We start from the raw sequence: 17,676 nt of genomic DNA, 5'->3' as shown, positions 1-17,676 counted from the left end.
ACCGTCTGCCTATGATTCATATCCCGAAATCGGAATACAGCCGTCGCCGCAAGGCCTTGATGGCGCAGATGGAACCCAACAGCATCGCAATCCTGCCCGCCGCCGCCGTTGCGATCCGCAACCGCGACGTCGAGCATGTGTACCGCCAGGACAGCGACTTCCAATACCTCAGCGGCTTCCCCGAGCCGCAAGCGGTGCTGGTGCTGATGCCCGGCCGGGCCCACGGCGAATACATCCTGTTCTGTCGCGAGCGCAACGCCGAGCGCGAACTGTGGGACGGCCTGCGGGCCGGCCAGGAAGGGGCGATTCGTGACTACGGCGCCGACGACGCATTCCCCATCACCGACATCGACGACATCCTGCCGGGCCTGATCGAGGGCCGTGACCGGGTGTATTCGGCCATGGGCAGCAACCCGGAATTCGATCGGCACTTGATGGAGTGGATCAACGTGATTCGCTCCAAGGCCCACCTTGGCGCCCAGCCGCCGAACGAATTCGTTGCCCTGGATCACTTGCTGCACGATATGCGCCTGTATAAATCGGCGGCAGAGGTGAAAGTGATGCGCGAAGCGGCACGGATATCCGCCCAGGCCCATATCCGAGCGATGCAGGCTGCGCGTCCGGGGCTGCATGAGTTCAGCCTGGAAGCCGAGCTGGATTATGAGTTCCGCAAGGGCGGAGCGAAAATGCCGGCCTATGGCTCAATCGTCGCGGCGGGGCGCAACAGCTGCATCCTGCACTACCAGCAGAACGACGCGCTGCTCAAGGACGGCGACCTGGTGTTGATCGACGCCGGTTGTGAAATCGACTGCTACGCCAGTGACATCACCCGTACCTGGCCGGTCAGCGGTAAGTATTCGCCGGAACAGAAAGCGATCTACGAAGTGGTGCTGGCGGCCCAGGAAGCCGCTTTTGCCGAGATTGCGCCGGACAAACACTGGAACCAGGCCCATGAAGCGACGGTCCGGGTCATTACCGAAGGCCTGGTGCGCCTGGGCTTGCTGCAAGGCGAGGTAGACGCGCTGATCGCCAGCGAAGCCTACCGGGCCTTTTACATGCACCGCGCCGGCCACTGGCTGGGCATGGATGTGCATGACGTGGGCGAATACCGGGTCGGCGGCGAGTGGCGGGTCCTGGAGGTCGGCATGACGCTGACGGTGGAGCCGGGCATCTACATCAGCCCGAACGACCGCAGCGTCGCGAAAAAATGGCGCGGCATTGGCGTGCGCATCGAGGATGACGTGGTAGTGACCAAAACCGGTTGTGAAATCTTGAGCCACGGCGTGCCGAAAACGGTCGCCGACATCGAGGCCCTGATGGCCGCCGCACGGACTCAAGCGGCATGAGCCGGGTCAACCTGGCGATCATCGGCGGCGGCCTGGTCGGCGCCAGCCTGGCGCTGGCCTTGCAAGCTGGCGCCAAGGCCCGGGGCTGGAAGATCATGCTGATCGAGCCCTTCGCTCCCGGCGACGCCTGGCAGCCAAGCTACGATGCCCGATCCTCGGCGTTGTCCTACGGTGCCCGGCAGATTTATCAACGCTTGGGTGTCTGGCAGGAAATTTCCCGTCGCGCCGAACCGATCAAGCAGATTCACGTGTCTGATCGCGGGCGGTTTTCCACGGCACGCTTGTCGGCCATGGAAGAGGGGGTTCCGGCCCTGGGCTACGTGGTGGAAAACGCCTGGCTCGGCCAGTGCCTGTGGCAAGGCCTGGACAAAGAAGTGGTCAGTTGGCGCTGCCCGGCGCAAGTCACCCGAATGGAACCACTGGTCGACGGTTATCGCCTGACCCTCGACGATGAAACCCTCCTGGAATGCGACCTTGCCGTACTGGCTGATGGGGGCCGCTCCGGCCTGCGCGAGCAACTAGGCATCGGTGTGCGCAATCGACCTTATGACCAGAGCGCGTTGATCGCCAACGTCACGCCCAGCGAAGCCCACAATGGCGTGGCCTTCGAGCGCTTTACCGATGACGGCCCGATGGCCTTGTTGCCACTGCCGGAGAATCGCTGCGCGCTGGTCTGGACCCGACAGGGCATGGACGCGCAACGGCTGGCGGCCCTCGACGAGCGCAGTTTCCTCAATGAGTTGCAGGGCGTGTTCGGTTATCGCCTGGGTACCCTGAAACAGGTGGGGGCGCGGCATCTGTATCCGTTGGCGCTGATAGAGGCCGAAGAACAGGTACGCCCGCACCTGGCGATCCTGGGCAACGCCGCCCACAGCCTGCATCCGATTGCCGGGCAGGGGTTCAACCTGTCCCTGCGCGACGCCCAGGCCCTGGCCGATGCCTTGCTCGACAGTGAGGGTGAGCCTGGCGATTTTGCCGTGCTGCAAGCCTATCGCGAGCGTCAGCGAATGGATCAGGCCCTGACCGTGGGGTTTTCCGACCAGGTCACGCGCCTGTTCAGCAGCAACCTGCCGCTGGTGTCCCTGGGCCGCAACCTCGGCCTGCTGGGCCTCGACCTGTTGCCGCCGGCCAAGCGCTGGTTCGCCCGCCAGGCCATGGGCCTGGGGACGCGTCCCGATGTGTAAGGTCCGGGTGCGGTCTGGGGCGGGTCAATCTTTTCATGGGCGGCTCATGTCGCCAGCAAAACAGGCTTAAAGCATGGAATTGCGTGCAGATCTGCTGATTGTCGGCGCCGGAATGGTCGGCAGCGCCCTGGCGCTGGCGTTGCAGGGCAGTGGCCTGCAAGTGCTGTTGCTCGACGGCAGCCCGATGAGCGTCAAACCCTTCGATCCCCAGGCCGCGTTCGAGCCGCGGGTCAGTGCCTTGTCGACGGCCAGCCAGCGGATCCTCGATCGCCTGGGTGTCTGGGACGGTATTACCGCCCGGCGCGCCAGTCCCTATGCTGACATGCACGTCTGGGACGGCAGCGGCACCGGGCAGATCCATTTCTCGGCCGCCAGCCTGCATGCCGAGGTGCTCGGGCACATCGTTGAGAATCGCGTCGTGCAGGACGCCTTGCTGGACCGACTGCATGACTGCGACCTCGGTTTGTTGGCCAACGCTCGACTGGAACAGATGCGCCGCTCTGGCGATGACTGGCTGCTGACCCTGGCCGATGGCCGCACGTTGCGAGCGCCCCTGGTCATCGCCGCCGACGGCGCGAATTCCGCCGTGCGCCGCCTGACGGGCGTCGCCACGCGAGAATGGGATTACCTGCATCACGCCATCGTCACCAGCGTGCGCAGCGCCCGCCCGCACCGAATGACGGCATGGCAGCGCTTCACCGATAACGGTCCGCTGGCGTTCCTGCCGCTGGAACGCGACGGCCAGCACGACTGGTGTTCGATCGTCTGGTCCACCACGCCGGGCGAGGCGCAGCGCTTGATGGCGCTCGATGACAGTGAGTTCTGCAGCGAACTGGAACGAGCATTCGAAGGCCAGCTCGGCACGGTGCTCAGCGTCGATCCACGCCTGTGCGTACCGCTGCGCCAACGTCACGCCAAGCGCTACGTGGCCGAAGGGCTGGCGCTGATCGGCGATGCAGCCCATACCATTCATCCGTTGGCCGGGCAGGGAGTCAACCTGGGTTTCCTCGACGCCGCCGTGCTGGCCGAAGTGCTGTTGCAGGCGGCCGGGCGCGGCGAGCGCCTGGCGGACGTGAAGGTGTTGAGCCGTTATGAGCGGCGACGCATGCCCCATAACCTGGCGTTGATGGCGGCGATGGAAGGTTTCGAACGGTTGTTCCAAGCCGATCCATTGCCGGTGCGTTGGTTGCGTAATACCGGGCTGAAACTGGTGGACAGCCTACCCGAGGCCAAGGCGCTGTTCGTGCGCGAGGCGCTGGGGTTGATTGGGGATTTGCCGGCGTTGGCCAAGGCCTGATTTCTTTTTGTGCAACATTTGGAAATGTGTCTGGCAACTGTTCGATTGTGATGCCAAATGTGAGTCCTTATCATTTGCGCTCGTTCAAACATCGAGAGACCGCTCCCATGTTGGCTTCCAAGCGCTTGCTGTCCGCCCTCGCCTTGACCCTGATCGGCGCTACCGCCGCCCAGGCCGCCGATGAGGTGGTGGTCTACTCCTCACGTATCGATGAGTTGATCAAACCGGTCTTCGATGCCTATACCAAGAAAACCGGCGTGTCGGTGAAGTTCATCACCGACAAGGAGGCGCCGCTGATGCAGCGGATCAAGGCCGAAGGCGAAAACGCCACCGCTGACCTGCTGCTCACCGTCGACGCCGGCAACCTCTGGCAGGCCGAGCAGATGGGCATTCTCCAGCCGTTCACTTCCCCGGTGATCGATGCCAACATCCCGCCTCAATACCGTGCCGCTTCCCACGCCTGGACGGGCTTGAGCCTGCGGGCGCGGACCATTGCCTACTCCACCGATCGGGTCAAACCTGGCGAACTGACCACCTACGAAGCCCTGGCGGGCAATGAATGGGAAGGCCGCCTGTGCCTGCGTACTTCCAAGAAGGTCTATAACCAGTCCCTGACCGCTACCTTGATCGAGACCCACGGCGCGGAAAAAACCGAGGAAATCGTCAAGGGCTGGGTCAGGAACCTGTCCACCGATGTGTTCTCCGACGACACCGCGTTGCTTGAGGCGATCAACGCCGGGCAGTGTGACGTCGGCATCGTCAACACTTACTACTACGGCCGCCTGCACCAGCAGAAGCCGGACCTGAGGGTCAAGCTGTTCTGGCCGAACCAGGCCGACCGTGGCGTGCACATCAATCTCTCGGGCATCGGCCTGACCAAGCACGCGCCGCATCCAGAGGCTGCGAAGAAACTGGTGGAGTGGATGACCACGCCTGAAGCCCAGAGTATTTTCGCCGACGTGAACCAGGAGTTCCCGGCCAATCCGAAAGTGGAACCCTCCAAGGAAGTGGCGGCCTGGGGCAAGTTCAAGGCCGACACCTTGCCGGTGGAAGTGGCGGGTAAACGCCAGGCTGAAGCGATTCGCTTGATGGATCGGGCTGGCTGGAACTAAGCGTTGGCCAAGGCTTTTGTGGCGAGGGAGCTTGCTCCCGCTGGAGGGCGAAGCCCTCCCAGAACATCTGCAGGATTTACCTGAAGGGCCATGATCCAAAATCAGGGCTACTTCGTAGCCCAGCGGGAGCAAGCTCCCTCGCCACAGGGGCTGTTATCTGTCAGCAATGACACCTGTCACATGTAGCGTGGGCACCATCACTTGAACGAGAGCTCCTCTTGACCCACCCCGTCCAACGCCGCTGGTACCCCCTGGTCTTCGCCGTCGCCGCGCTGGTCTTGTTGCCCTTGAGTGTCATGCTGTTGTCCTGGCAGAGCATCGACCAGCAGATCTGGTCCCATCTGTGGGACACCCAGATGCCGCGTCTGCTGGGTAACACCCTGACGCTGATCCTGGGTGTGGGGGTGGGGGTGACGTTGTTGGGGGTCAGCCTGGCCTGGCTCACCAGTCTTTGTGAGTTCCCCGGTCGGCGTTGGCTCGACTGGGCGTTGATGCTGCCGTTTGCGATTCCCGCTTACGTATTGGCGTTTGTTTTCGTTGGCCTGCTGGATTTTGCCGGGCCGGTGCAAACGTTGATGCGTGAATGGTTCGGCAGCGGCCTGCGCCTGCCTCGGGTCCGTTCCACCGGCGGGGTGATCCTGGTCCTGGTCCTGGTCTTTTACCCTTACGTTTATCTGCTGGCGCGAAGTGCTTTCCTGGCCCAGGGCAAAGGCTTGATGGAGGCGGCCCGGGTGCTCGGGCAATCGCCGTGGCAGGCATTCTGGCGAGTGGCGCTGCCGATGGCCCGGCCAGCCGTCGGTGCGGGCGTAGCGCTGGCGCTGATGGAAACCCTGGCGGATTTCGGCGCGGTGTCGGTGTTCAACTTCGACACGTTCACCACGGCGATCTACAAGACCTGGTATGGCTTCTTCAGCCTCTCCAGTGCCGCCCAACTGGCCAGCCTGCTCTTGCTGGCGGTAATGCTGGTGCTCTACGGCGAACGCCGCGCCCGAGGCGCCCAGCGGACCGGCAACGAGCGACCTCGAGTCAAGGCTTTGTACCGGTTGCGCGGCTTCAAGGCGATGGCGGCCAGCGGCTGGTGCTTTTTGGTGTTCGCCTGCGCGTTTGTCATTCCGATGCTGCAGTTGCTGGTGTGGTTCTGGCAGCGCGGGCGTTTTGATCTGGACGAGCGTTATGCCGGGCTGATCGTCCACACCCTCTATTTGGGCGGCCTGGCGGCGCTGGTCACCGTTTGCGTTGCTTTACTGCTGGCGTTCGCCCGACGACTGGCACCCACCCGTACCATTCGCGCCGGTGTCGGCCTGGCGAATCTTGGCTATGCCTTGCCCGGTTCGGTGTTGGCGGTGTCGATCATGCTCGCGTTCAGCTATCTGGACCGCGAGCTGGTCATCCCGCTGTCAACCGCACTCGGCAGTGCCGGCAAGCCGTTGCTGCTGGGTAGCCTGTCGGCGCTGTTGCTGGCGTATCTGGTGCGCTTTCTGGCCGTGGCGTACGGTCCGTTGGAAAGCAGTCTGGCGCGAATCCGCCCGTCGTTACCCGAAGCAGCACGCAGTCTTGGCGTCAGTGGGCCACGACTGTTTTTCAAAGTGTATCTGCCGTTGCTGCTGCCCGGCACCTTGAGTGCGGCGTTGCTGGTGTTCGTCGATGTGCTCAAGGAAATGCCCGCGACCTTGCTGATGCGCCCGTTCGGCTGGGACACGCTGGCGGTGCGAATCTTCGAAATGACCAGCGAAGGGGAGTGGGCACGGGCCGCATTACCGGCGCTGACCCTGGTGCTGGTGGGCCTATTGCCGGTCATCGGATTGATACGGCGTTCGGCCCATCGAAACAGCTAGGTGTCAGTCCTACATCATGCGGCTACAATGCGCGGCATTCGGTGCGGTCCGTCTGTCGGACCGGGTAGCTGAGAGCGGCTGAAAACTCCTTTTTCCAAGGTGTTTACGCTGTGCAGTGCCCGTCCGCACCTTCGCCAAGCCCGGAAGGAGAAACCCATGGGACAGCGTACGCCTCTGTATGACCTTCATCTCGCCCTTGGCGCGAAGATGGTCGATTTTGGCGGTTGGGATATGCCTTTGCATTATGGTTCGCAGGTCGAGGAGCACCATCAGGTGCGTCGTGACTGCGGGGTGTTTGATGTATCCCACATGACCGTGATCGATGTCGCCGGTCCCCAGGCCAAGGCCTGGCTACAGCGTTTGCTGGCCAATGACGTCGATCGCTTGCAGGACACAGGACGTGCCTTGTACAGCACCATGCTTAACGAGCGCGGCGGCATCGTCGACGACATGATCATCTACCGGGTCGAAGACGGTTATCGCCTGGTCTTCAATGCCTCGACCCGCGATCAGGACCTGGCCTGGATGCAGGCGCAGTTGGGTGAGTACGATGTGCAACTGCGCGAACGTCCCGAACTGGCGATGCTGGCAATCCAGGGCCCCCAGGCCCGGCACAAGATCGCCGAGCTGGTCACGCAAGCGCGCGGCCAGTTGATCCAGCAGCTTAAACCCTTCGAAGGCCGTGCCGACGGTGACTGGTTCATCGCCCGTACCGGTTACACCGGTGAAGACGGGCTGGAAATTGTCCTGCCCGCCCACGAAGCCCCGAGCTTTTTCAACGACCTGGTGGGGGCCGGCATTTCTCCCATCGGCCTCGGCGCCCGCGATACCTTGCGCCTGGAGGCCGGCATGAACCTCTATGGTCAGGACATCCACCAGGATGTTTCCCCGCTGGCCTCCAACATGGCCTGGAGCATCGCCTGGGACCCGGCGAGCCGCCAGTTCATCGGTCGCAGTGCGCTGGAAGCCGAGCTTGCGGGTGGCGTGCAGCAAAAACTGGTGGGCCTGGTGTTGGAGGAGCGCGGCGTTTTGCGCGCCCATCAGGTGGTTCGCATCGCCAATGTTGGCGAAGGGGAGATCACCAGTGGTAGTTTTTCTCCTACGCTTAGCAAGTCGATTGCCTTGGCACGTGTTCCGATGGCGACCGCCGACCGTGCCGAGGTAGAAATTCGTGGTAAGTGGTACCCGGTACGGGTGGTCAAACCGACCTTCGTCCGCCATGGCAAAACCCTGATCTAACCTTTTGCGGCAGGCCGCTGGCCGCTGACACTTTCTCTTGAGGACACAGAATATGAGTGATATCCCTGCCGAACTGCGTTTTGCCGAAAGCCATGAGTGGGCGCGTCTGGAAGCCGACGGTACCGTCACCGTGGGCATCAGTGACCACGCGCAGGAAGCTTTGGGTGATGTGGTATTTGTCGAACTGACTGAGGTCGGTAAGAGTTTTGCCGCAGGTGACCAAGCCGGTGTGGTGGAGTCGGTCAAAGCTGCTTCCGACATCTACTCCCCGATTGCGGGTGAAGTGATTGCGGTCAATGAAGAGCTGAGCGGTTCGCCTGAGTCGCTGAACTCCGATCCGTACGGCGCCTGGATCTTCAAGCTCAAGCCAAGCGACAAGTCTGAACTGGACAAGTTGCTGGACGCTGCGGGTTACAAGGCTGCCATCGGCGAATAAGGACGACTGCACCTGTGGGAGCGAGCTTGCTCGCGATAGCGTTAGATCAGCAGCATTGATGTAGGCTGACACTCCGCTATCGCGAGCAAGCTCGCTCCCACAGGGGTGGGGATAGCCTTGGGATTTTCACCGGGCAAAAAAATGCCGCTCAATCGAGCGGCATTTTTCGTAGCCTGGAATCAGTCCTGGGCGACGGCGTTTTTCGCCAGGATCGCGTTGGCCAGCTCCATGTCGGTGGCCTGCAGGCCTGGGTTGTCGGCGCGCACTTTCTGCATCGCTGCTTCCAGGTAAGGGCCACGGATACCGCCATCACTGGCGACGAAGCTGCCGGCGTCGTCCTGGGCGGCGACGATCAGCTTATGATCCTTGAAGGTCAGGTAGGTGGAACCGGTGGTCGCACCGGATGAGATGACGTTACGCCAAAACGTGTCGGCCATTGCCGAGCCAACAGGAAGAGACAGCAAGGCTAGGGTAGCGACAGCAAGTTTGAGACGCATGATAGGTGACTCCACTGGGTTAACTATAACGTTGGATAGCCTGCGCCTCGATTCAGTTCCATGACTGATCAGTCAGCCCGTTCCACCTGCAGCACCGCACCTTCCTGCGCCACCACCCTGACCCGTGTGCCAACCGCCGACTCGGGCCCTTTGGCCAACCACACACCGTCGGCAACCTTGATCTTGCCACGTCCATCGATAATTGCTTCATGAACCTGGAACACCTTGCCGATCAGCTCCTGCCCGCGCAGGTTCAGGTGCGGCTGATCGCTTTCGCGAACGGCGCTGCGCTGGCGTCGCCACCAGTACAGCGCTGTCGCGATGGCAAACAGACCGAACAACAGGAACTGCATCTCCCACGACATCTGCGGCAGGATGAAGGTCAAGACGCCCACCGCAGCAGCGGCCATGCCGATCCACAGCAAGTAGCCGCCGGCGCCGAACACCTCCAGGATCAGCAGGATGACGCCCAACGCCAGCCAGTCCCAGTAGGACATGTGTTGCAGGAACATCCACATACAGGCGCCTCAGGCTTTCTTGCTGTCGAAAGTGGCCTTGACGATCTCCCCGATGCCGCCGACGGCACCGATGACCTGGCTGGCTTCCAGCGGCATGAGGATCACCTTGCTGTTGTTGGCCGAGGCCAGGCGGCCCAAGGCATCGATGTATTTTTGCGCAACGAAGTAGTTCACGGCCTGGACGTTACCGTCGGCAATCGCCTGGGACACCACCTTGGTGGCCAGGGCCTCGGCTTCTGCCTGGCGCTCACGGGCTTCGGACTCAAGGAATGCGGCCTGGCGGCTGCCCTCGGCCTCAAGGATTTGCGCCTGCTTCTTGCCTTCGGCGGTGAGAATCGCCGACGCTCGCAGGCCCTCGGCTTCCAGGATCTGGGCGCGCTTGATGCGTTCGGCTTTCATCTGCCCCGACATGGCGGCCATCAGGTCGGCCGGCGGGCTGATGTCCTTGATCTCGATCCGGGTGATCTTGATGCCCCACGGTGCTGTGGCTTCATCGACCGTGCGCAGCAGCTTTTCATTGATACCGTCGCGTTGGCTCAGCATCGCGTCCAGCTCCATGGATCCCAGTACGGTGCGGATGTTGGTTTGCAGCAGGTTGCGGATGGCGTGTTCGAGGTTGTTGACCTCGTAGGCCGCCTGGGCCGTATTGACCACTTGGAAGAAGCACACGGCGTCGATCTGCACCGTGGCATTGTCGGCGGTGATGACTTCCTGGGGCGGGATGTCCAGCACGCTTTCCATGACGTTGATCTTGCGACCGATACGATCCATCACCGGGATGATGATGTTCAGGCCCGGCTTGAGCGTGTTGGTGTAGCGACCGAACCGCTCGACGGTCCATTGGTAGCCCTGGGGCACGACCTTGAAACCCATGAACAGGATGGCGACCACGAGGCCGACAAAAAGTAAAAGTACGCTACCGATCTGCATGACTGTTCCCTGTTCGATTGAAATGATTGGCGAGCCCTGAGTGTAGGGCAAGCGGTCGTTATCTTCCCTATGGACCTTTCCGGTTTATTTGTGGGAGTTTTCCGGCCTCCAGACTGCTACTTCTGTTCGCTTTGCGGTGTCACGCGCAGGACTTCCTCAACGGTGGTCAAGCCCGCCGCCACCTTTTGTGCCCCCGAAAGCCGCAGGCTGCGCATGCCTTCCTTGAACGCCTGGCGGCGCACCGCCAGCAGGTCAGTGTCGGGATGGATCAATGCCTTGACGCTGTCGGTCAGCTGCATGATTTCGTAGACCCCGGCCCGGCCGCGATAGCCGGTGTCGCGGCACTCCAGGCAGCCGACGGCCTGTTGGGCATTGCCTGGCAGCGGCGCCTGCCAGGGCCGGGTCAGGGTTTGCCAGTCGTCTTCGTCCAGGGTCAGGGGCGCCTTGCAGTGCGGGCAGAGCGTGCGCACCAGGCGCTGGGCCATGACCCCGAGCACCGTGGCCTTGATCAGGTAATGGGGCACGCCGAGTTCCAGCAGGCGGCTGATGGCGCTCGGCGCATCGTTGGTGTGCAGGGTCGAGAGCACAAGGTGCCCGGTAAGTGCTGCCTGGATCGCCATTTCAGCGGTTTCCAGGTCGCGGATCTCACCGATCATGATGATGTCCGGGTCTTGTCGCATCAGCGCGCGTACGCCGGCAGCGAAGGTCAGGTCGATGTTGTGCTGGACTTGCATCTGGTTGAAGGAGCCTTCGACCATTTCAATCGGGTCTTCAATGGTGCAGAGGTTCACCTCCGACGTCGCCAGTTTCTTGAGGGTGGTGTAGAGGGTGGTGGTTTTGCCGGAACCGGTCGGCCCGGTCACCAGGATGATGCCGTTGGGCTGGCGAGTCATGTCCTGCCAGCGGCGCAAGTCGTCGGCGGAGAAACCGAGCTGGTCGAAGTCCTTGAGCAGCACTTCCGGGTCGAAGATCCGCATGACCATTTTTTCGCCAAACGCCGTTGGCAAGGTCGACAAGCGCAGTTCCACTTCGCCGCCATCCGGGGTCTTGGTCTTGACCCGACCGTCCTGGGGTTTGCGCTTTTCCGCCACGTTCATACGCCCCAGGCTCTTGAGGCGGCTGATGATCGCCATCGTCACCTGCGGTGGGAACTGATAGACGGTGTGCAGCACCCCGTCGATGCGAAACCGCACCGTGCCCTGTTCGCGACGCGGTTCGATGTGGATATCGCTGGCGCGCTGCTGGAAGGCGTACTGGAACAGCCAGTCGACAATATTGACGATATGGGCGTCGTTGGCGTCCGGCTCCTGGTCGCTGGCGCCCAGATTGAGCAACTGTTCGAAATTGCTCAGGTTGCTCGGTTGCTGGTCGACCGTATTGGCGCCGCTGACCGATTTGGCCAGGCGATAGAACTCCACGCTCAGGCGCTGGATATCCACCGGATTGGCGACCACCCGCTGGATGGGCAACTTGAGCACGTGGGTCAGGTCCGCTTCCCAACTGCTGACATAGGGCTGGGCGCTGGCGACAGTGACGGCGTCGCGGTCGACTGCCACCGCGAGAATCTTGTGCCGCTGCGCAAAGGCATAGGACATCAGTGGCGTGATGGCCGCCACGTTGATTTTCAGCGGGTCGATACGCATGTAGGGTTGCCCGGCCTGTTGGGACAGCCACAGGGTCAGGCTCTCCAGATCCAGGCGCTTGCCGGGGCGGCTGAGGTCGTCCAGATGCTGGTTGGCGATGAACTCCAGTGGGTGCAACTGGGCATGGGCGCTGTGGCGTCGGCGGGCATTGAGCGCGGTCTCGGCGCAGTCCTGGCTGATGAAGCCCTGGGCGACCAGTTGGCGCAGCAGATCGTTGAGGTCCAGCCAGCGGTCCTGAGTGGCGTGTTTGGTGGACATGCGGGTTTCCTATTGGACAATTGCAGCAAAGCCGCGATACAGACGCTTCGGCGTCTTGGCTTGGTCTGCAAAAGAATAGTCCTGACCACATGGATCGTTGGGCCACTACCCGACCAATGCGTTTCGAATTCTTGCCTTGTGGCGCTCAGCCCGCCGCCTGGATCGGCTCAACCCGCGCAATATCAAGGTCTTGCAGGTCCACTGAACACACGCTGACCAGGTTACGCAATTTTTCAGCGATGACCTGGGCACGGTGCCAGCTCAGCCGGTCCACGACGATCTCCATCGACAGCAGATCGTGCTGACGTTCGACGTGCACTTGCTGCGGCGTCAGTCCCTGAAGGGCAAACAGGTTCAGCGCCCGGCACAGCAGATCCGGTTCGGCTTCGGCCAGTAAATGGTACTGGGCACGGCAATGAGTATTGGCGCTGTGCCAGACGTCGGCGCGGCTCGGGGCAGTGGCGACGGCTTCGAATGGGGGCATGTTTGATCTCCTGCGGTCGGGAGAAATATTTACATGCGTCGCGGGGTATTTCTTATCTAATATAAGCGTTTTAAAGATTCATACGAATTGCTTGATTCTCTGATCAGGTTATTTGAGGTTTATCAATGCAGAGCGAACTGGATCACTACGACCGCAAGATACTGGCGCTGCTGCAAGAGGACGCTTCGTTGTCCAGCGCGCAGATCGCCGAACAGGTGGGGTTGTCCCAATCGCCGTGCTGGCGACGGATTCAGCGGATGAAGGAGGAGGGCATCATCCGCGGCCAGGTGACGTTGCTGGACCGCAAGAAAATCGGCCTCAATACGCAGATCTTCGCCGAAATCAAACTCAACGCCCACGGCCGGTCGAACTTCACCGAGTTCACGGAGGCGATCCGCGGTTTCCCTGAAGTGTTGGAGTGTTACGTGTTGATGGGATCGGTGGATTTTCTGTTGCGCATCGTCACGGCGGACATCGAGGCTTATGAGCGGTTTTTTTTCGAAAAACTGTCGATGGTGCCGGGGATTCAGGAAGTGAACTCGATCGTGGCGCTTTCGGAGATCAAGTCGACGACGAGTTTGCCGGTGGTGCGCTGAGTTCTGTGGAGGATGTGCTGGCCCCATCGCGAGCAAGCTCGCTCCCACAGTTGATCTTCAGCGGTCACAAGATGTGATTACAACGCTGAACCTTGTGGGAGCGAGCTTGCTCGCGATGGCGATATGAGAGGCGCCGCCAGGTTACAGGCGCAGCAAAGTCTTCCAAGCCCGATTCTGATACACCGCGATCGCCTGCTGCTTGCGCGCATCCAGGATTTCGTCGGTGATCGGTTCGTTCGCCAGTTGTGTCAGTTTGTTCAGCTCGCCATAGAGGCGATCCATTTCCGGGATCTCCAGCACATGGCGGGCATGGTGCAGCCAGGCCTGGATGCGTTCGATGCGCGGCAGTTGCTCGGCCAGGTCTTCCGGCTGTTGCTGATAGCGCTGCAATTGCAGGGACGTGGATTCTTCGCCCAGCAGACGCGGCAGCCAGCTGCCCAGTTGCGCCGCCCCCTGGCGGTTGCCACGGGTGTTGCGGTCAGTGGCCCAGCTACGGGCCAGCAGCCAGCGTGAAGTGTTGAGGGAGAACAGGCCCCAGCGCGGGTCTTGCAGCTCCTCGAGGAACTGCTCCGGCGCTGCCTTGCGGACGTCTTCGTCGTCCAGGCCAGCCTGGACCAGCGGGCGCCAGTCTTCCAGCAACGCGTCCAGGGCGATGCGCAAGTCATGCGTCGATTGGCGCGGTGCGGCCTGGCCGAGGCTGCTGAGCAGGGCACGCAGTTCGGCGAGGTTTTCCACCCAGTCCTGCAGCAGGCGCCAGTGGCCGTTGAAGCGATATTGCTCGGCCAGGCGCTGGCTGCTGCCCAGCAAATGCCAGCTCAGCGCGGCGAAGGCGTCGTCCAGTGGCATTTCGGCGGTCAATTGCGGGGCTGGCAGGCTCAAGGCATAACTGCCCGCGTCGTGCAGGCGATAGCCGCGTTCGGCCTTGCTGATGTCGCAAGGCATTAAAGGCAGGGTTACGGCCAGCTCGGCGGCCAGTTCCAGCAGGGCGGCGGGCTCGCCTTCACGCAGCTCCAACTCCAGCTCGCAGATTTCTTCCTTCTGCTTGCCGACCACGACATAGCCCAGATCCAGCGCGGCTTCGATCACGACTTTGCTCTTGCCACGACCCCAGGCGATTTCGGCGCGTTCGCGGACGAAATCGGTGGTGAAGATGGCCTTGAGGGTTTTCTTGTCCAGGTCGGCCAACGCCTCGGGCCAGCATTCGCCGTCGAGTTTTTTCAGGTCAAGCTTGGCTTTGGGCAGGTGCCAGTCGTACTCGTTGCGCTCGGACAGGCCGGCGATGCTCTGGCCGCGGGTCTTGAGGGTCTGGATCACCTCTTCCCCGTCACGACGCAGGCGCAGGGCGACCTTGGCCCGGGCCAGGTCACGCTCTGGGGTGTCGAAATACTGGTTCATCAGTTCATGGCGTTCCCAGCCACTTTTGTTGCGTTTTTTCAGCAGCGGGTGCTCGCGCAGGGCTGCCAGGGTCTCGCGGCTGACGCGGAGTTTGATTTCGGTTTCTTTCTGCATGGCCGGAAAATCCAGGGATCGGGTGTGCAGCCGGGGGAAGGTGTGGCTGCCAAGGCCGTGCAGTGTACAGGACTCGCTCATCCTACGCGCCGCGACGGTTTATTCCTTGCGCCGGATGGTTCTATGATGGACGTCAATTTGTAAGCCCGGAGTCAGCGATGCCTTTGCCGTCCATGAAAGATCAGTTCGCTGCCCTGATCGCCGCACCTTCGGTCAGCTGTACCCAGCCTGGGCTGGACCAGTCCAACAGTGCCGTGATCGAGCTGCTGGCGGGTTGGCTCGGCGACCTTGGGTTCTCCTGCGATATCCAGCAGGTCAGCCCCGGAAAATTCAACCTGCTGGCCAGTTTCGGCAGCGGCCCCGGTGGCCTGGTGTTGGCCGGGCACAGCGACACGGTGCCGTTCGACGGTGCGTTGTGGCAGACCGATCCGCTGAAACTCACCGAGGTCGATGGCCGCTGGGTGGGCCTGGGCAGCTGCGACATGAAAGGTTTTTTCGCCTTGGCCATCGAAGCGGTCAAGCCCTTGCTGGACCAGCCGTTCAAGCAGCCGCTGCTGATCCTCGCCACCTGCGACGAAGAGAGCTCCATGGCCGGCGCCCGGGCCCTGGCCGATGCCGGACGGCCATTGGGGCGTGCGGCGGTGATCGGCGAGCCGACCGGCCTCAGGCCGATTCGCCTGCATAAAGGCGTGATGATGGAGCGCATCGATATTCTCGGGCGCAGCGGCCATTCCTCTGATCCGAGCCTGGGCCACAGCGCCCTCGAAGCCATGCACGATGCCATGGGCGAACTGCGCGGCCTGCGTCTGCAATGGCAGCGTGAGTTCCGCAACCCGCAGTTCACGGTGCCACAACCGACCCTGAACTTCGGCTGCATCCACGGTGGTGACAATCCCAATCGGATCTGCGGCCAGTGCTCCATGGAATTCGACCTGCGCCCCTTGCCGGGCATGGACCCGCAAGTGCTGCGGGCGGCGATCCAGCAGAAGCTCAACCCCATCGCCGAGCGGCACAAGGTCAAGATTGACTATGCGCCGCTGTTCCCCGAGGTGCCGCCGTTCGAGCAGGCCGAGGACTGCGAGCTGGTGCGCGTGGCCGAGCGACTCACGGGGCATCGTGCCGAAGCAGTGGCGTTCGGCACCGAAGCGCCTTATCTTCAGCGCCTTGGCTGCGAAACCCTGGTACTCGGTCCTGGCGATATCGCCTGCGCCCACCAACCGGGTGAGTACCTTGAAATGTCACGTTTGCAACCTACCGTGCAATTGCTGCGGCAGTTGATCGGGCATTACTGCCTGACGCCGGCCACGGCCGGTTAAATTGCCCGCATCCGGGCCCGTATTCATGAGGAGAGCGCGCGTGTCGCCAAGCCTGTTCCGACGATAACCACCAGCCTGCTGTGCGTTCTGTGTCGTCTTTATTTCGGCTGTTATTTATTACAGGTCCAGGTTCATGCCCGAATATGTCAATTGGCTTCGTCACGCTTCGCCCTACATCAACGCCCACCGCGACTGCACCTTTATCGTCATGCTGCCCGGCGACGGGGTGGAGCATCCTAACTTCGGCAACATCGTCCATGACCTGGTGCTCTTGCACAGCCTTGGCGTGCGTCTGGTGCTGGTCCATGGCTCGCGCCCGCAGATCGAAACACGCCTCGCCGCGCGGGGCCTGACGCCGCATTACCACCACGGCATGCGCATCACCGATGCCGCGACCCTCGAGTGCGTGATCGATGCTGTCGGCCAGTTGCGCATCGCCATCGAGGCCCGCCTGTCCATGGACATGGCGTCCTCTCCGATGCAGGGTTCGCGGCTGCGCGTCGCCAGTGGCAACCTGGTCACCGCGCGGCCCATTGGCGTGCTGGAAGGCGTGGATTATCACCACACCGGCGAAGTCCGCCGGGTCGATCGCAAAGGCATCAATCGGCTGCTGGATGAGCGCTCCATCGTGCTGCTGTCGCCGTTGGGTTATTCGCCCACCGGGGAAATTTTCAACCTCGCCTGTGAAGACGTCGCCACCCGGGCGGCCATCGACCTGGCCGCCGACAAACTGCTGCTCTTCGGCACCGAGCAGGGGTTGATCGGCGAAGACGGCAGGCTGGTGCGCGAGTTGCGCCCGCAACAGGTGCCGGCCCATATACAGCGCCTGGGCAGCGACTATCAGGCCGAGCTGCTGGATGCAGCGGCCCAGGCCTGTCGTGGCGGTGTAGCACGCAGCCATATCGTCAGTTATGTCGAAAACGGTGCGTTGCTGGCCGAGCTGTTCACGCGCGATGGCAGCGGTACGCTGGTGGCCCAGGAACAATTCGAAGTCGTACGCGAAGCGGCCATCGAAGACGTCGGTGGTTTGCTGGACCTGATCAGCCCGCTGGAAGAGCAGGGAATTCTGGTGCGTCGCTCCCGCGAAGTGCTGGAACGTGAGATCGAACAATTCAGCGTGGTCGAGCGCGAAGGCATGATCATCGCCTGCGCGGCGCTGTACCAGATCGCCGATTCGGACGCCGGGGAGCTGGCCTGCCTGGCGGTGAATCCGGAATACCGCCACGGTGGGCGCGGCGACGAACTGCTGGAGCGGATCGAAGCCCGGGCCCGCGCCAAGGGGCTCAAGACCCTGTTCGTGCTCACCACCCGTACCGCCCACTGGTTCCGTGAGCGGGGCTTCGAGCCCAGCAGCGTCGACCGGTTGCCGGCAGCGCGAGCGTCGCTCTACAACTATCAGCGCAATTCGAAAATCTTCGAAAAATCCTTGTAGACGGCCTGCGGCAAATTCGCGCTGTCGCGATCTTCTTGATTTCA

Annotated in this window: 16 protein-coding genes; 10 read left to right on the top strand and 6 right to left on the bottom strand. The window is 62.1% G+C overall.

The features are described 5' to 3' along the window. Positions 1–11 precede the first annotated feature (11 nt). From pepP to gcvH, 7 genes are all read left to right on the top strand, one after another. A complete protein-coding gene (pepP, locus tag CD58_RS27330) occupies positions 12–1,346 on the top strand; it encodes a Xaa-Pro aminopeptidase (RefSeq protein WP_025216046.1) in 1,335 nt (444 codons plus the stop codon). Further along, on the top strand, positions 1,343–2,530 hold the full coding sequence (gene ubiH, locus CD58_RS27325; protein WP_025216045.1) for a 2-octaprenyl-6-methoxyphenyl hydroxylase: 1,188 nt from the start codon (positions 1,343–1,345) through the stop codon (positions 2,528–2,530). The genes pepP and ubiH overlap by 4 nt, the downstream gene beginning before the upstream one ends. Before the next feature lie 79 nt (positions 2,531–2,609). Then, the gene (locus tag CD58_RS27320) at positions 2,610–3,827 is read left to right on the top strand and encodes a 2-octaprenyl-3-methyl-6-methoxy-1,4-benzoquinol hydroxylase (protein WP_200868936.1); all 1,218 of its coding nucleotides are present in this window, start codon (positions 2,610–2,612) and stop codon (positions 3,825–3,827) included. Between the two features lie 107 nt (positions 3,828–3,934). Beyond that, entirely contained in the window at positions 3,935–4,939 is a 1,005-nt protein-coding gene (locus CD58_RS27315; RefSeq protein WP_025216043.1) for an extracellular solute-binding protein, read from the top strand. A gap of 218 nt (positions 4,940–5,157) precedes the next feature. Beyond that, positions 5,158–6,774, top strand: a complete 1,617-nt coding sequence (locus CD58_RS27310; RefSeq protein WP_025216042.1) for an ABC transporter permease — start codon at positions 5,158–5,160, stop codon at positions 6,772–6,774. 156 nt (positions 6,775–6,930) lie between these two features. Next, positions 6,931–8,013 (top strand): glycine cleavage system aminomethyltransferase GcvT, encoded by a 1,083-nt coding sequence (gene gcvT, locus CD58_RS27305; protein WP_025216041.1) that lies wholly within the window; start codon positions 6,931–6,933, stop codon positions 8,011–8,013. A 52-nt stretch (positions 8,014–8,065) separates the two neighbouring features. Then, positions 8,066–8,449: a glycine cleavage system protein GcvH gene (gene gcvH, locus CD58_RS27300; RefSeq protein ID WP_025216040.1), complete on the top strand. Its 384-nt coding sequence runs from the start codon at positions 8,066–8,068 to the stop codon at positions 8,447–8,449. Positions 8,450–8,628: 179 nt separating this feature from the next. On the opposite strand, the gene CD58_RS27295 is transcribed toward gcvH, so the two are convergent. The 5 genes from CD58_RS27295 to CD58_RS27275 all read right to left on the bottom strand — a co-directional run bounded on the left by CD58_RS27295 (position 8,629) and on the right by CD58_RS27275 (position 12,779). Continuing rightward, positions 8,629–8,949, bottom strand: a complete 321-nt coding sequence (locus tag CD58_RS27295) for a DUF2388 domain-containing protein (protein ID WP_170846005.1) — start codon at positions 8,947–8,949, stop codon at positions 8,629–8,631. A gap of 65 nt (positions 8,950–9,014) precedes the next feature. After that, positions 9,015–9,464 carry an NfeD family protein gene (locus tag CD58_RS27290; protein WP_025216039.1) on the bottom strand — a complete coding sequence of 150 codons (450 nt, stop codon included), beginning with the start codon at positions 9,462–9,464 and terminating at the stop codon, positions 9,015–9,017. Positions 9,465–9,473: 9 nt separating this feature from the next. Beyond that, positions 9,474–10,394, bottom strand: a complete 921-nt coding sequence (locus CD58_RS27285; RefSeq protein ID WP_025216038.1) for an SPFH domain-containing protein — start codon at positions 10,392–10,394, stop codon at positions 9,474–9,476. 116 nt (positions 10,395–10,510) lie between these two features. Continuing rightward, positions 10,511–12,295 (bottom strand): GspE/PulE family protein, encoded by a 1,785-nt coding sequence (locus CD58_RS27280; protein ID WP_025216037.1) that lies wholly within the window; start codon positions 12,293–12,295, stop codon positions 10,511–10,513. A gap of 145 nt (positions 12,296–12,440) precedes the next feature. Then, positions 12,441–12,779: a hypothetical protein gene (locus CD58_RS27275; protein ID WP_025216036.1), complete on the bottom strand. Its 339-nt coding sequence runs from the start codon at positions 12,777–12,779 to the stop codon at positions 12,441–12,443. A 125-nt stretch (positions 12,780–12,904) separates the two neighbouring features. Here CD58_RS27275 and CD58_RS27270 point away from each other — a divergent pair, with 125 nt between their 5' ends. Next, positions 12,905–13,375, top strand: a complete 471-nt coding sequence (locus CD58_RS27270; RefSeq protein WP_025216035.1) for an Lrp/AsnC family transcriptional regulator — start codon at positions 12,905–12,907, stop codon at positions 13,373–13,375. A gap of 141 nt (positions 13,376–13,516) precedes the next feature. Here CD58_RS27270 and CD58_RS27265 read toward each other — a convergent pair whose 3' ends face one another. Continuing rightward, the gene (locus CD58_RS27265) at positions 13,517–14,884 is read right to left on the bottom strand and encodes an inorganic triphosphatase (RefSeq protein WP_025216034.1); all 1,368 of its coding nucleotides are present in this window, start codon (positions 14,882–14,884) and stop codon (positions 13,517–13,519) included. 158 nt (positions 14,885–15,042) lie between these two features. Here CD58_RS27265 and argE point away from each other — a divergent pair, with 158 nt between their 5' ends. Both argE and argA read left to right on the top strand, forming a co-directional pair. Then, positions 15,043–16,200, top strand: a complete 1,158-nt coding sequence (gene argE / locus CD58_RS27260) for an acetylornithine deacetylase (RefSeq protein ID WP_025216033.1) — start codon at positions 15,043–15,045, stop codon at positions 16,198–16,200. A gap of 133 nt (positions 16,201–16,333) precedes the next feature. Beyond that, the gene (gene argA / locus CD58_RS27255; protein ID WP_025216032.1) at positions 16,334–17,632 is read left to right on the top strand and encodes an amino-acid N-acetyltransferase; all 1,299 of its coding nucleotides are present in this window, start codon (positions 16,334–16,336) and stop codon (positions 17,630–17,632) included. The last annotated feature ends 44 nt before the right edge of the window (positions 17,633–17,676 follow it).

The organism is Pseudomonas brassicacearum (assembly GCF_000585995.1).
Lineage (GTDB): Bacteria > Pseudomonadota > Gammaproteobacteria > Pseudomonadales > Pseudomonadaceae > Aquipseudomonas > Aquipseudomonas brassicacearum_A.
Note: the sequence above shows the minus strand (reverse complement) of the source record. Positions and strands in the feature narration are given on the sequence as shown.

Bases quoted from the DNA above. Each gene is read 5' to 3' on its own strand.
- pepP (WP_025216046.1), top strand. From the start codon at position 12: ATGATTCATATCCCGAAATCGGAATACAGCCGTCGCCGCAAGGCCTTG.
- ubiH (WP_025216045.1), top strand. From the start codon at position 1,343: ATGAGCCGGGTCAACCTGGCGATCATCGGCGGCGGCCTGGTCGGCGCC.
- CD58_RS27315 (WP_025216043.1), top strand. From the start codon at position 3,935: ATGTTGGCTTCCAAGCGCTTGCTGTCCGCCCTCGCCTTGACCCTGATC.
- gcvT (WP_025216041.1), top strand. From the start codon at position 6,931: ATGGGACAGCGTACGCCTCTGTATGACCTTCATCTCGCCCTTGGCGCG.
- gcvH (WP_025216040.1), top strand. From the start codon at position 8,066: ATGAGTGATATCCCTGCCGAACTGCGTTTTGCCGAAAGCCATGAGTGG.
- CD58_RS27290 (WP_025216039.1), bottom strand. From the start codon at position 9,464: ATGTGGATGTTCCTGCAACACATGTCCTACTGGGACTGGCTGGCGTTG.
- CD58_RS27285 (WP_025216038.1), bottom strand. From the start codon at position 10,394: ATGCAGATCGGTAGCGTACTTTTACTTTTTGTCGGCCTCGTGGTCGCC.
- CD58_RS27280 (WP_025216037.1), bottom strand. From the start codon at position 12,295: ATGTCCACCAAACACGCCACTCAGGACCGCTGGCTGGACCTCAACGAT.
- CD58_RS27275 (WP_025216036.1), bottom strand. From the start codon at position 12,779: ATGCCCCCATTCGAAGCCGTCGCCACTGCCCCGAGCCGCGCCGACGTC.
- CD58_RS27270 (WP_025216035.1), top strand. From the start codon at position 12,905: ATGCAGAGCGAACTGGATCACTACGACCGCAAGATACTGGCGCTGCTG.
- CD58_RS27265 (WP_025216034.1), bottom strand. From the start codon at position 14,884: ATGCAGAAAGAAACCGAAATCAAACTCCGCGTCAGCCGCGAGACCCTG.
- argE (WP_025216033.1), top strand. From the start codon at position 15,043: ATGCCTTTGCCGTCCATGAAAGATCAGTTCGCTGCCCTGATCGCCGCA.
- argA (WP_025216032.1), top strand. From the start codon at position 16,334: ATGCCCGAATATGTCAATTGGCTTCGTCACGCTTCGCCCTACATCAAC.